The 12,258-nt window shown below is 51.2% G+C and carries 13 protein-coding genes; 12 read left to right on the top strand and 1 reads right to left on the bottom strand.

The window, feature by feature from the left end:
* Positions 1–49 precede the first annotated feature (49 nt).
* The 7 genes from DW931_RS09205 to DW931_RS09175 all read left to right on the top strand — a co-directional run bounded on the left by DW931_RS09205 (position 50) and on the right by DW931_RS09175 (position 7,341).
* Entirely contained in the window at positions 50–1,504 is a 1,455-nt protein-coding gene (locus tag DW931_RS09205) for a metallophosphoesterase (protein ID WP_118556186.1), read from the top strand.
* Positions 1,505–1,528: 24 nt separating this feature from the next.
* Positions 1,529–2,026 carry an 8-oxo-dGTP diphosphatase gene (locus DW931_RS09200; RefSeq protein WP_107000811.1) on the top strand — a complete coding sequence of 166 codons (498 nt, stop codon included), beginning with the start codon at positions 1,529–1,531 and terminating at the stop codon, positions 2,024–2,026.
* Between the two features lie 378 nt (positions 2,027–2,404).
* A complete protein-coding gene (locus tag DW931_RS09195; protein ID WP_022359453.1) occupies positions 2,405–3,421 on the top strand; it encodes a LysR family transcriptional regulator in 1,017 nt (338 codons plus the stop codon).
* Entirely contained in the window at positions 3,421–3,918 is a 498-nt protein-coding gene (locus tag DW931_RS09190) for a pyridoxamine 5'-phosphate oxidase family protein (protein ID WP_107000809.1), read from the top strand. The genes DW931_RS09195 and DW931_RS09190 overlap by 1 nt, the downstream gene beginning before the upstream one ends.
* Positions 3,915–5,636 (top strand): metallophosphoesterase, encoded by a 1,722-nt coding sequence (locus DW931_RS09185; protein WP_118481965.1) that lies wholly within the window; start codon positions 3,915–3,917, stop codon positions 5,634–5,636. Before DW931_RS09190 ends, DW931_RS09185 begins: the two co-directional genes overlap by 4 nt.
* Entirely contained in the window at positions 5,599–6,477 is an 879-nt protein-coding gene (locus DW931_RS09180) for a radical SAM protein (RefSeq protein ID WP_117796508.1), read from the top strand. Before DW931_RS09185 ends, DW931_RS09180 begins: the two co-directional genes overlap by 38 nt.
* Positions 6,478–6,483: 6 nt before the next feature.
* The gene (locus DW931_RS09175) at positions 6,484–7,341 is read left to right on the top strand and encodes an EamA family transporter (protein WP_107000806.1); all 858 of its coding nucleotides are present in this window, start codon (positions 6,484–6,486) and stop codon (positions 7,339–7,341) included.
* Here the strand turns inward: DW931_RS09175 and DW931_RS09170 are convergent.
* Complete coding sequence (locus DW931_RS09170) at positions 7,338–8,285, bottom strand: DNA glycosylase (RefSeq protein ID WP_107000805.1); 948 nt, start codon at positions 8,283–8,285, stop codon at positions 7,338–7,340. The genes DW931_RS09175 and DW931_RS09170 overlap by 4 nt on opposite strands.
* 258 nt (positions 8,286–8,543) lie before the next feature.
* On the opposite strand from DW931_RS09170, the gene DW931_RS09165 reads away from it, so the two are divergent.
* The 5 genes from DW931_RS09165 to DW931_RS09145 all read left to right on the top strand — a co-directional run bounded on the left by DW931_RS09165 (position 8,544) and on the right by DW931_RS09145 (position 12,256).
* Positions 8,544–9,017, top strand: coding sequence for a zinc ribbon domain-containing protein (locus tag DW931_RS09165; protein WP_347559242.1), 474 nt, complete (start codon positions 8,544–8,546; stop codon positions 9,015–9,017).
* A gap of 120 nt (positions 9,018–9,137) precedes the next feature.
* Entirely contained in the window at positions 9,138–9,527 is a 390-nt protein-coding gene (locus DW931_RS09160; protein WP_022360593.1) for a thioesterase family protein, read from the top strand.
* A gap of 238 nt (positions 9,528–9,765) precedes the next feature.
* Positions 9,766–10,482, top strand: a complete 717-nt coding sequence (locus DW931_RS09155; RefSeq protein WP_107000804.1) for an MBL fold metallo-hydrolase — start codon at positions 9,766–9,768, stop codon at positions 10,480–10,482.
* Entirely contained in the window at positions 10,479–10,856 is a 378-nt protein-coding gene (locus DW931_RS09150; protein WP_107000803.1) for a VOC family protein, read from the top strand. Before DW931_RS09155 ends, DW931_RS09150 begins: the two co-directional genes overlap by 4 nt.
* 89 nt (positions 10,857–10,945) lie before the next feature.
* Positions 10,946–12,256, top strand: coding sequence for a dihydroorotase (locus tag DW931_RS09145; protein ID WP_107000802.1), 1,311 nt, complete (start codon positions 10,946–10,948; stop codon positions 12,254–12,256).
* Positions 12,257–12,258: the final 2 nt, after the last annotated feature.

Raw genomic sequence — 12,258 nt, 5'->3', positions numbered from 1 at the left:
GCGGATAGGTACAGTGAGAAAAAGTAGAAGAAACAAAGGATGTATAGTGATGGCAACAGTCCTTCTGGCAGCGCTGCTTGGCGGCTGTTCGTTTCTATCGAAGGAGGCAGACGCGACGGAGGTTTCCAGCAAGGCGGAAACGGAAAGTCCGGGTGCCACACAGGAGTCGGAGACTGAGACAGCTGAGACAGAGGAGACACAGGAGAGCCATGAGGCTGCCGAAGACGAAGAAAGCGGGGAAGAGGAAACCGAGGACCATTTCGTGGAAAAGAAGATCGTGGTGGCAACGGATATGCACTATTTTGCCGAGAAACTGGCAGGAAACCGCTGTGATTCCTTTGTCGGAATGGCGAGGGGCGGAGACGGGCGCGTGCTGGAGTACGGCTGGGAGGTCATGGACGCCTTTCTCGATGATATGAAGGAGGAAGATCCAGACCTCCTGATTCTGAGCGGAGATCTGACGCTGGACGGAGAGAAAGCGAGCCATGAGGAACTGGCAGAACTTCTGGAAGGACTCAGCGAGGCGGGAATTGAGGTCGCGGTTATACCGGGAAACCACGATATCAATAACCCGGATGCCCGCCGCTATACGGCGGATGGAGCGGAAAAGGTGGAGTCCATCACAGCGGACGAGTTCCGGGATATCTATGCTGATTTTGGCTATGTAGCGGCGGACAGCCGGGATCCGGCATCGCTGAGTTATCTTTATAAGATAGACAGTGCAAACTGGGTGCTGATGCTGGATTCCTGTCAGTATGAACCGAAAAATGAGGTCGGCGGCATGATCCGCCGGGAAACGTATGAGTGGATGGAGCCGATTCTGGAAGAGGCGGAGCGGGAAGGCGCCCGCGTGATATCCGTCAGCCATCATAACCTGCTGGATGAGAGCGGAGTGAGCCGGACCTTTTATGACAACTGTACGATCGAGCACAACGAGGAACTGGTGCGGATGCTGTCGGATCATGGCGTGCGCCTGCACTTGAGCGGACATCTGCATATCCAGCATTATAAGGAAGACGAGGACACGGGCATCTATGAGGTTGTGACGGGTTCCATGGTGATGGCTCCGTGCCATTACGGGATTGTCCGCATCTGGAATGACGGGACCTACCAGTATGATGCGAAACCTGTCGATGTGGACGGCTGGGCGATACGCCACTCGTACCACAACCGAGATCTGGCAGATTTTACGGCTTATTCGGAGTCGATCCTGCGTCGGGCGGCAATCCGCGATGCAATTCGGGATCTGAATCGCCATATCGAGGATCGCCATGCATTTTTTACGGACGAGAAGAAACAGGAAATGGCTTCGTACTACGCGGATCTGTGCGTGAATTATTATGAAGGACGGATGTATCAGATCGAGGAAGCCGCAAAGGAAAATCCGGTGCTGGAAGATTGGAACAAGATCGGCTATGTCAGCGAACTGAGCGATTTTCTGCAGAATATCCTGGAGGACGAGGCGAAGGACTACGGGCATCTGAAGATTCCGAGCGTACATTAAATAAAAATGGAGGTACCAGGAGGCATGGGAGAGACAAAAAAACAGCGTTCGCCGCTGACAACGCTCTGCTACATTGAAAAAGACGATTCATATCTGATGCTGCACCGCATTAAGAAGAAACAGGATGTGAATGAAGGAAAATGGATTGGCGTCGGCGGACATTTTGAGGAGAATGAAAGCCCGGAGAACTGCCTGTTGCGCGAAGTGAAGGAGGAGACAGGGCTGACTCTGACTTCCTGGCGCTTCCGCGGAATCGTGACGTTTATCGCGAAAGGCTGGCCGACGGAATATATGTGCCTGTACACGGCGGATGGATTTGAGGGAACGCTTCGCGAATGTGATGAGGGCGAGCTTGCCTGGGTGGCGAAAAAGGATGTATCGGCTCTGCGGCTCTGGGACGGCGATCGGATCTTTTTGAAGCTTCTGATTGAAAGGGATACGTTTTTTTCATTGAAATTGTCATATGATGGGGACGAGCTGATAGAAACTGAGCTGGACGGGGTAAAAATTACATACAAATAAGCACGCAACTGCGGGTTGGTTGGGGAACGAGGGTTCTGCAGTGCGTGCTCATGAGGAATAATCAATATATGGGAACCGATTTTGGGGAAAATCGGGGTGGTTGGCTATGCCAGAAAGATAAGAAGATGAATTATTTTCTCTTGTTCCTTATCTTTAACTTGATTATATATCATTCATCGTATATAATCAAATATAAATAAGAAGATAATTATTATAAATTTTTTGTTATAGAATCACAAGTGGACAAAAGTGCCGGAAACCCTGTAGATAAAGGGGAAAGAATGGAACAGAATGAGAATGTTCACGGGCGGGAAGTTTCGGGATGAAATATCCCGCAGGATGCAGCGATGAGAAAAAGCAGGGTACATAGGAGGAAACATGTTCGACGGAAAAGAGTATGTATACGCGGTCTACGAGGAAAAGAGTTTTTCGAAGGCGGCGCAGAAACTGTATATTACGCAGCCGGCGTTAAGCACGGCGATCAAGAAGGTGGAGAAAAAGATAGGAACTCCGATTTTTGACCGGAGCACCTCTCCGATCGGACTGACGCCGGGCGGTGAAGTTTATATCGACGCGATCGAAAAGCTGTTTGCGCTGGAACAGAACACGCTCAATCAACTGAATAACTTAAATGGGCTTCTGGCGGGCAAGCTGTCGGTTGGCGGAACGATCTTTTTTACCTCGTTTGTACTTCCGGGCGTGTTGAGCGAGTTTTCCCATCGGTATCCGCAGATCAAGATTGATCTGCAGGAGGGCACGACCACACAGCTGACCGATAAGCTGGTTGCCGAGGAACTGGATCTTCTGATCGATAACTCGGAACTGGATGACAAAAATTATGAAAAGTATTATTATAGCACGGAGAGAATTATTCTGGCTGTTCCGAAGAGTTTTCCGATCAATGAGGAGCTGACCCAGTATCAGCTTACCGCGGAAGATATCCGGGCAGGACGCCACAGTCAGGCGGAGTTCCCGGTACTGCCGCTGCCGCTCTTAAAGAGTACTCCGTTTATCTTCGTCAAAGAGGAAAACAGTATTTACAAGCGCAGCATGAAGATGTGCAGCCGCCAGAATTATTCGCCGAATATTATCATGAAACCGGACCAGGTTGTCTCTGCGTTCAACATGGCAGGACGGGGCGTGGGCGCGACCTTCATCCCGGATGGCCTGATCGTCAATCTTCCATATGAAGTGCCGCTGTGCTTTTACAAGATGAATGAAGAGCTGGCGGTCCGTTACGTTTATTTGTACAAGAAGAGAAATAAATACCTCACGAAGGCGATGGAGGAGTTTATCCGCGTGGCAGTCGGCGACGAGGCGTTCCAGAAGGTACGGGAGCAACGGGAGAAAGAGAATCAGGAGAAGAAAGGTTCGGATAAGAAGGGGGATAAATAATGCGAAGAGGAGAACGTGCGATTGAGTCGAAAGACGGGCAGAAAGCCATTTTGGAACACTGCCGGGTGTGTAGTCTCGCCTTTTCCGGGGATGAATACCCGTATGTGATCCCGTTAAATTATGGTTTTGTGTGGAACGAAGACCAGGAGATGCCGGTGCTGTATTTCCACGGCGCTCCGGTGGGAACGAAGATTGAGCATATGGAGCGCGACAACCGGGTGGCATTCTGTGTGCAGAATGAAAAAGAGATAAAGATTCTGGAACCGGCATGCAGAAGCACGATGATTTATGAGAGTGTCTGCGGGACTGGACGGTTATCCCGTGTGGCTGCTCCTGGGGAGAAAGGAGAGGCACTGACAAGGATCATGCAGCAGTATGACCCGGAGGGCGGACCGTATGAGTTTGCTCCGGAGGTAGCGGCGAGAACCACCGTCCTCTGCCTGCGTGTGGAAACTCTGACAGGTAAGAGCAATGCGCCGAAACCGGAGCAGCCATGAAACAGTTAAGACAGATGTCGATTCTGGTGCGGGGGGCACAGCTTCTGCTGCTGGTCCTCGCACTTTTTCTGGTTGTATGGCTGGTGCCGGATGCAGGGAAAAAGCATGCATCCGGGACGGAAGCTTCGGAAGCTGAGACAGATGGCGGCGATGTGGCGGAGAATGAAAAAAATAGAGCCGCCGGGAATCTGGAGGAGGATGAATCATCCGCCGGGGAAGTGATACAGGATGATGCAGATGAGAACGCTTCGGATGGAGAAACGGCTTTAAAGCGCCGGACTTCCCGGAAACAGCTGTATAAAAGAAAAAAAAAGCCCCAGAAGGCACAGGAAGAGACAGTTTATATGCCGCCGACCATCTGGCTGGCGACGGATCTTCACTATCAGTCCCCGCAGATGACAGATTTCCAGTCGGCGTTTGATACCTATACGATGGGAAATGATGGGACGATCGTGCCGTATCTGGATGAGATTACGGAGGCATTTCTGGAGGAGGTGCGGACGGCGCATCCATCGGCACTGGTTTTGAGCGGAGATCTCTCCCAGAATGGTGAGAAAGCAAACCATGAAGCGCTTGCAGAGAAGCTAGAGCGGGTGCAGGCAGCGGGAATTCCGGTGCTGGTGATTCCGGGCAACCATGATATTAACCACCCGTGGGCGGCAACGTATTTTGATGATCAGGTATCCCCGGCAGAGGGAACAAGTTCGGAAGAGTTTTACCAGATTTACCATAAGTTTGGCTATGATCAGGCGGTGTCCCGGGCTTCGGATTCGCTGAGTTATGTTTACCGCCTGGATGAAAAATATTGGCTGATGATGCTGGACAGCTGCATGTGTGAACCGGTCCATGAGACGGGCGGAAAGCTAAGCGAAGAGACGGTTGCGTGGATGAAAACACAGCTGGAGGAGGCGAAAAAACAGGGTGTGACGGTCATTCCGGTTTCACACCACAATCTGCTGGATGAGAGTACACTCTATCCGGAGGAATGCACGATTGAAAATACGAAAGAAGTGACCGCGCTTCTGGAAGCATATGGAGTTCCGGTGTATTTGAGCGGGCATCTGCATTTGCAGAGAATCAAGAAGCATACGTCAAATCTGAATACACCGGGCGGATATGGAATCCGGGAGATAGTGACTTCTCCGCTTCCGATGGCGCCGTGCCAGTACAGTATCCTAAACTGGCAGACGGATGGCAGTCTGTCCTACCATACAAAAAAGGTAGACATAGCAGGCTGGGCGCAGCGCTACGGGGAAGAAGACGAGAATCTTCTCAATTTTGATGCTTATGCGGATCAGTTTCTGGTAGATGTGATTTCGAAACAGGCGTTTAAGGCGCTGCAGTCGGCATCAAAGGATATCAAAGAAGAGATGGCAAGGCTCTATGCCGATATGAACCGTGATTATTGTTCGGGCACGAAGATTGATGTGGCAAAGATCAGAAAAAGCGAGGCATATCAGTACTGGATCCGTTATAGCGGCAATGATTTCTGGCTGGCAAGGCTGCAGGCGATCCTGCACGATGCCCGGACGGACAACACGGTGCTGGAGCTGAAAGCGGGTGTGGATTTCCCGCTGCCGGGGGAGACGATAGAAAACCCGGAGAATGCAGAAAAAGAGGAAACTGTCGGAGCAGATGCGGGCAGTCCGGCAGAGGAGATACAGAAAAAGGAGGAATCATATGGACTACGAGGGAATTGTATACAGACCGCCGAGTGAGGCGCGCAGCCTGATCATTCAGGTGACGATCGGATGTGCACACAACACCTGCGGCTTTTGCAATATGTATAAAGAAAAGAAGTTCCGGATCCGGAGCCTGGCGGAGATTCTGGCAGATTTGACGGAGGTTTCGCACAATCCGTATGCGCCGTATATCGAGAAGGTATTTTTGGCGGACGGCGATGCGCTGGTTATGAAAACAGAGGATCTTCTGGTAATTCTGGATGCGATCCACCGCCTGTATCCGGGCGTGAAGCGGGTGGCTTCCTACGGAACGGCACAGGATATTTTGCGGAAATCGGAAGAAGAGCTGATCCGCCTGCGCGAGGCGGGACTCGGAATCGTCTATGTGGGCGCGGAATCCGGCGACAATGAGATTTTAAAATATATCAATAAAGGCGTGACGGCGGAACAGACCATTGAGGCAGGGCAGAAGCTGAAACGCTGCGGCATCGCGACCTCAGTGACGCTGATTTCGGGGCTTGGCGGACGCAGCAAGGTGGAAGAACATGCCCTGTCCTGTGCGAAGCTCATCACGGCGATGAACCCGGAGTACGCATCCTTCCTGACGCTGCGCCTGTACGAGGGCACGCCGATGTATGCAGATGTCGTGGAAGGGCGGTTCCAGCGGATAACCCCGGATGAAATTGTGGATGAAATGGAAATTTTCCTGAAAAATGTGGATTCTCCGGGCACTGTATTCCGGACGAACCATGCGTCGAACTACGTGATTCTGGCGGGAACCTTAAACGGGGATATCCCGGCCATGCTTAAAAAACTGGAGGAGGCAAAGAGAACGCATCATTACCGGAAATTCCGGGAGACTGGCGATCTCTTATAAGTAGGTATGATTTATCTGATTTTTGCGATTCTTTTCAGCGCGTCCCTGGCGCTGGCGCTGCGGATCAGTGAGACGTTCAGCGATAACCGATATGGGATTTTGGTTGGAAATTATGTGACCTGCCTGGTGGTGGCATTTATTCTGCTTCCAGATAAAAATATCTTTGCGGCAGGCAGCCGGACGGCGGTTCTCACGGGAATCGTGAATGGATTTTTGTTTACAGGAAATCTGGTTCTGATGCAGAAATGCATCCGTGAAAATGGGGCAGTTCTGTCGTCGGCATTTGCGAAGCTTGGTATCGTGATTCCGGTCACGGCGAGTATCCTGTTTTTAGGTGAGATCCCGACGCTGTTCCAGCTGGTGGGAATTGTGCTGGTTATTGTGGCGATCTGGGTCATCAACAGCGAGGGGGACCGCGGCTGCGGACGCAGACGGAGGATGGGTTCGGCGGGACTTCTGCTCGTTTTATTTGTCGTCAGCGGTATGGCAGACGGGATGTCCAAGGTAACGGAGAGGATCGGCGAGAGACGGTTTGATGCGCTGTTTCTGTTCTATACGTTCCTGACCGCACTGGTTCTGACTGTGGTTCTGGCATTTCTCGAGCAGCAGAGAACCCGCCGCAAGATTGGAAAGATGGACTTTTTGAGTGGTGTGGCAGTCGGATTTCCAAACTATTTTTCAACCTCGCTGCTGCTGGCGAGTGTGTCGAGACTGCCGGCGTTTATCGTGTATCCGAGCTTTAGTGTCGGCACGATCCTGGTGGTCAGCTTTGTGAGCGTGCTGGTGCTCGGGGATCCAATCAGCCGGAGACAGATTGGGGGATGCGGGATTATTTTGGTGGCATTGGCGCTGCTGAATCTTTAGAATTTTCCGTTTCGGATGCTGCGCTCATAATAAAAGATATACTGTTGCATTACCCCTGCGTATCCTTTATAGCTTCCAAAAAAATCCTGGATAATAGTAGTGTACAGGCGGCTTTTTGGAAGGCGGCGGTAGCGGATGGGATGTTTGGGAAGGTATTCTTTGGTCAGGATCTGTTCGATCCAGGTATCGACGGGGAAGGCGTCGATGTGGTGGAGTCCGAAGAGGCAGACGCAGTTGGCGACCTTGGGACCGATGCCATAGAGGCTGGTAAGTGCGGTCATGGCTTCGTCCGGCGGCAGGGCTGCGAGGGATTCTAAGGATACGGTTCCGGCGAGGACATCCTGGATGAGGCGGTGGATGTATTTGGCGCGGTAGCCGAGTTTTAAGGCTAATAGGTCGTCCAGGCTGGCAGATGCCAGTTCTTCGGGCGAGGGAAAAGAATAGTAGGTGCGGATAGAACCGTCGGACAGGGCGGCGGTTCTCTTCGCACCGTATTTTTTTGCCAGGGTCTCGACGGCTTCGCGGATCTTTGGGATGGTTTTCTGCTGGGAGATCAGGAAGGTGATCATCATTTCCCAGAGATCCTGACGGAGAATCCGGATGCCGGAACCGGCGTCTGCCGCCGCCGCGAGGTAGGCATCGTCTGCGCGGATGGAGGCGATGAAAGAGCCGTAATCGGTGCCGAGATCGAAGTATTGTTTCCAAAAAGGAAGCGCTTCGTCCGGGCAGTCGAAGAAGAAACCGTCCGGCGTCTCGGAAATTTCCAGATAGTGCGTCCCGCTGATGAGTGACCAGATCCCCGGTTTTTCCGGAACCGGAAGCATACGGAAACATTGACCGGAGGCGGCGATCTGTGCGAGGTTCAGGTTCAGGCAGGAGATGATGTGGGAGTTGGGAAAATTGTGCTTTTCGATTGCAGGCAGGTTTGTTGTATGTGTGTTCATGGCAGGGCATCCTCTTTTTTTAAAATATTTTTTGCTTATATCAATGGAATATCAAGTTATAAAACCTTGAATCATAAAGTATCAAATCATGTAATTCTTATGAGACGTATCATAGCATAGAAGACCTTTGCCTGCAAACGGTTACCTTTTATCAGAAAGGAATTGCATCAGAATTGCATCAGAGCGTAAAAAAATCTTGCGAAAGACGCGCTACTTAGGTATGATGTATATATGTGCGCACTCGCGCGAAGAGGAATCATGTCGCAAGCGACCGCGCTCGGCGCGAGAATGTGCCAGAGCACATTCTTTGTTCTATGGCAGGAGGGGAGACGGATGTTTTTTATCGGTGGCATCAGTTCCGGCGTGAAGCCGCTGGAGTACCTGAAAACAGTGATCTGCGGGCGCTGCGGCGCTTATGGGCGGTATCAGGTGTACATGACCTATATGTATTTTAGTTTCTTTTTTATCCCGATTTTTAAATGGAACCGGCGCTTTTTCGTAGAAATGTCGTGCTGCGGTGCGGTCTATGAGCTGGATCCGGAGGTAGGAAAGAGGCTGCTTCGGGGCGAGGAGGTCGAGATCACGGAACGCGATCTGACACTTCGGCAGGATGGAAATGAAAATCCGTGGACGGGAAGTGATGCATCACACCGTCATAAGGTCTGTCCGTCCTGTGGATTTGAGACGGATGAGGATTTTTCGTACTGTCCAAAGTGCGGCAAACCGCTGTAAGGCGGGGAAATACAGACGGATACCGCTAAAAGAGTGATGGCGGCTGTGGAAGCAAGGGACGGTTACAAAAATTTGATACAGCGCAGATTTTGGCGCAAAAAAGAAAGAGAGGCAGACAATATGTTAGAAGCTGGTATCAAGGGAAGACAGGAAGTTATGGTTACGGACGAAAATTCCGCAGCAGCAGTGGGAAGCGGTCTGTTACCGGTGTTTGCAACTCCGGCGATGGTTGCATTGATGGAGAAAACCGCGTGGATGAGCGTGGCTCCGTACTTAAACGACGGTGAGGGAACTGTTGGTACAAAGCTGGAAATTGCCCATAATGCAGCGACCCCGGTCGGCATGCAGGTTTGGTGCGAGAGTGAGCTGGTAGAGGTAGACGGCAGACGCCTCGTATTTAAGGTAGAGGCATTTGACGCGAAAGGTTCCATCGGCGGCGGCACACATGAGCGTTTCATCATCAAAAATGAGAAATTCTTAGCAAAAGCACAGAGCAAGAAAGAAAACTAAAGGTTGCGAAGAGAGCACAGCCGGCTGAAAGCGCTGCGAGTATCGTATGCGGGATACTTTTGGCTGGCTGTTGTTTCGTGTAATAGGAAATTCCTTGAAATTTCTTATTACACAAAAAGGCACTAACGTGCCAATGATGCGCACTCGCGCGAAGCAGAAACATGTCGCAAGCGACCGCGCTCGGCGCGAGAATGTGCCAAGGCACATTCTTTTTCATTATAGAAGGGAATTAATTCGTTTGAAAATCACATATATTCATCACAGCTCGTTTTCAGTTGAGCTTGAAAATGCCGTGATTCTGTTTGATTATTTTAAGGGAACTCTCCCGGAGTTTCCGGCAGGGAAGCCCCTCTTTATCTTTGCGAGCCATTTCCATGCCGATCATTATGCTCCGGTAATCTTTCAGCTGGGAGAGAAACGGGAAAATGTTTTTTATATTCTCTCAAAAGAGATTGGGAAAAAGATACCGGAGGAATATCGTAAACGATATAAAGACAGGATACGGCTGGTAAAGGCAGGAGAAAGATTTTGCCTGAATATTTCTGAAGAAAGCCTTATCGTCGAGACGTTCCATTCCACCGACGAAGGCGTCGCCTTCTGGCTCTCCTGCGAAGGAAAGGAGATTTATCACGCCGGTGACTTAAATAACTGGTGGTGGGAAGGCGAAGATATGGCATGGAACCGGAATATGGCGGCTTCTTATAAACAGGAGATGAAAAAGCTTTCCGGGCGCACGGCGGATCTGGCATTTATCCCGGTCGATCCGAGGCAGGAGCAGTGGTTTTATCTGGGCGCTGCCGGTTTTATGGAGCAGGCGGACGCAAAATGGATTTTCCCGATGCATTTCTGGGAAGATTATACGATTATACCAAAATTAATCGAACATCCATCCAGTGAAGGCTGGCGGGATCGGATTGTAGAGATTCACAAGGAAGGAGAGGAGTTTATTCGATGAAATTTACATTTGCACACAACAATTTCAATGTCATCGATCTGGACAAGTCACTGAAATTTTATGAGGAAGCACTGGGACTTAAGGAGGTACGCCGCAAGGAGGCGGCAGACGGAAGCTTTATCCTTGTTTATCTGGGCGACGCCACGACCAGCTACCAGCTGGAGCTGACCTGGCTGCGCGACTGGGAGAAGGACTCCTACAACCTGGGCGACAATGAGTTCCATCTGGCATTTGAGACGGAAGACATGGAGGCGGCACATGCCAAACATAAGGAAATGGGATGCATCTGTTTTGAAAATCCGGCGATGGGTATTTATTTCATTAACGATCCGGATGGATACTGGCTGGAGATCGTGCCGGCGAAGAGGAGTTAAGGGCTGAGTTTGTCTGAAAAAATGTTTTGACGTGATTGTGAAGGTACTGAACAGTTACGTTTTAACATATGAGTTAAAAAGGGGTTAGAATGGTAAAAATAATTAAAAACGGAAGAGTCATCGATCCGGAGAGCAGATTCGACGGAAGGGCAGATTTGTGGATTGAAAATGGAAAAATCCAGAAAATCGTGAAAAAAGATACAAAATCAGAATCAGATGAGGCATCTGACGCACCGTTCATCCCGGCGGATGCCGAGGTGCTGGATGCAGAAGGGCTGATCGTCGCGCCGGGACTGGTGGACGTCCACGTGCATTTCCGCGATCCGGGTCTGACCTACAAGGAGGACATCGAGACGGGCGCGGCGGCTGCGAAGGCGGGCGGCTTTACGACGGTGGTCTGTATGGCAAACACGAAACCGGTTGCCGATACGCCGGAGATTGTCCGGTATATTCTGGAAAAGGGTGCGAAAACGGGAATCCACGTGGAAACCTGCGCGGCAGTCTCGAAGGGATTTCAAGGAAAAGAACTGACCGATATGGAGTCCCTCAAAGAGGCGGGTGCGATCGGATTTACGGATGACGGAATCCCGCTGATGAGCGAAAAATTGGTCAAAGAGGCGATGGAGACGGCGAAACGTCTCAATGTGCCGCTCAGCTTCCATGAGGAGGATCCGGCATTTATTTTCAACAACGGCATCAACCGCGGTCCGGTGTCCGAGCAGCTGGGAATCGGTGGTTCCCCGGCGCTGGCGGAGGATTCGATGGTGGCGCGCGACTGCATGATCGCGCTTCACACGGGCGCAGATGTGGATATCCAGCACATCAGTTCCCGTAATGCGGTGCAGATGGTCGGGCTGGCGAAAAAGCTGGGCGCGCATGTCTGGGCGGAGGTGACACCGCATCATTTTACACTGGACGAGACGGCGGTTCTGGAGTACGGAACACTGGCGAAAATGAATCCGCCGCTGCGGAGTGCTGCGGATCGCGAGGCGTTGATTGAAGCAATCAAGGACGGCACGATTGATATGATTGCGACGGATCATGCACCGCACAGCGCCGAGGAGAAGGAAAAACCGCTGACCGAGGCACCGAGCGGCATCATCGGGCTGGAAACCTCCCTGCCATTGGCGGTTACCAGGCTGGTAAAAGCTGGTCACATTGATTATCTGACTCTGTTTGAGAAAATGTGCCTGAATCCGGCGAAGCTGTACCGGATGAAGGAGGCGGGACGCATCCGCGAGGGCGGCGCGGCGGATCTGGTTCTTTTTGACGACCAGACACCATATACCGTAGAAAAATTCCATTCCAAGGCGTCTAACTCCCCGTTTGTGGGAGTGAAGCTCTATGGAAAGGTTCACTATACCATCTGCAGCGGTGAGACAGTATATCGGGCAGAATAGGA

It is taken from the genome of Clostridium sp. AM43-3BH, assembly GCF_003479985.1.
GTDB classification, from domain to species: domain Bacteria; phylum Bacillota; class Clostridia; order Lachnospirales; family Lachnospiraceae; genus Otoolea; species Otoolea fessa.
This window is presented reverse-complemented; position numbering and strand designations above follow the sequence as displayed.

Excerpts from the sequence above, each read along its gene's own strand:
- DW931_RS09205 (WP_118556186.1), top strand. The coding sequence starts at position 50 with ATGGCAACAGTCCTTCTGGCAGCGCTGCTTGGCGGCTGTTCGTTTCTA.
- DW931_RS09200 (WP_107000811.1), top strand. The coding sequence starts at position 1,529 with ATGGGAGAGACAAAAAAACAGCGTTCGCCGCTGACAACGCTCTGCTAC.
- DW931_RS09195 (WP_022359453.1), top strand. The coding sequence starts at position 2,405 with ATGTTCGACGGAAAAGAGTATGTATACGCGGTCTACGAGGAAAAGAGT.
- DW931_RS09190 (WP_107000809.1), top strand. The coding sequence starts at position 3,421 with ATGCGAAGAGGAGAACGTGCGATTGAGTCGAAAGACGGGCAGAAAGCC.
- DW931_RS09185 (WP_118481965.1), top strand. The coding sequence starts at position 3,915 with ATGAAACAGTTAAGACAGATGTCGATTCTGGTGCGGGGGGCACAGCTT.
- DW931_RS09180 (WP_117796508.1), top strand. The coding sequence starts at position 5,599 with ATGGACTACGAGGGAATTGTATACAGACCGCCGAGTGAGGCGCGCAGC.
- DW931_RS09175 (WP_107000806.1), top strand. The coding sequence starts at position 6,484 with ATGATTTATCTGATTTTTGCGATTCTTTTCAGCGCGTCCCTGGCGCTG.
- DW931_RS09170 (WP_107000805.1), bottom strand. The coding sequence starts at position 8,285 with ATGAACACACATACAACAAACCTGCCTGCAATCGAAAAGCACAATTTT.
- DW931_RS09165 (WP_347559242.1), top strand. The coding sequence starts at position 8,544 with ATGTCGCAAGCGACCGCGCTCGGCGCGAGAATGTGCCAGAGCACATTC.
- DW931_RS09160 (WP_022360593.1), top strand. The coding sequence starts at position 9,138 with ATGTTAGAAGCTGGTATCAAGGGAAGACAGGAAGTTATGGTTACGGAC.
- DW931_RS09150 (WP_107000803.1), top strand. The coding sequence starts at position 10,479 with ATGAAATTTACATTTGCACACAACAATTTCAATGTCATCGATCTGGAC.
- DW931_RS09145 (WP_107000802.1), top strand. The coding sequence starts at position 10,946 with ATGGTAAAAATAATTAAAAACGGAAGAGTCATCGATCCGGAGAGCAGA.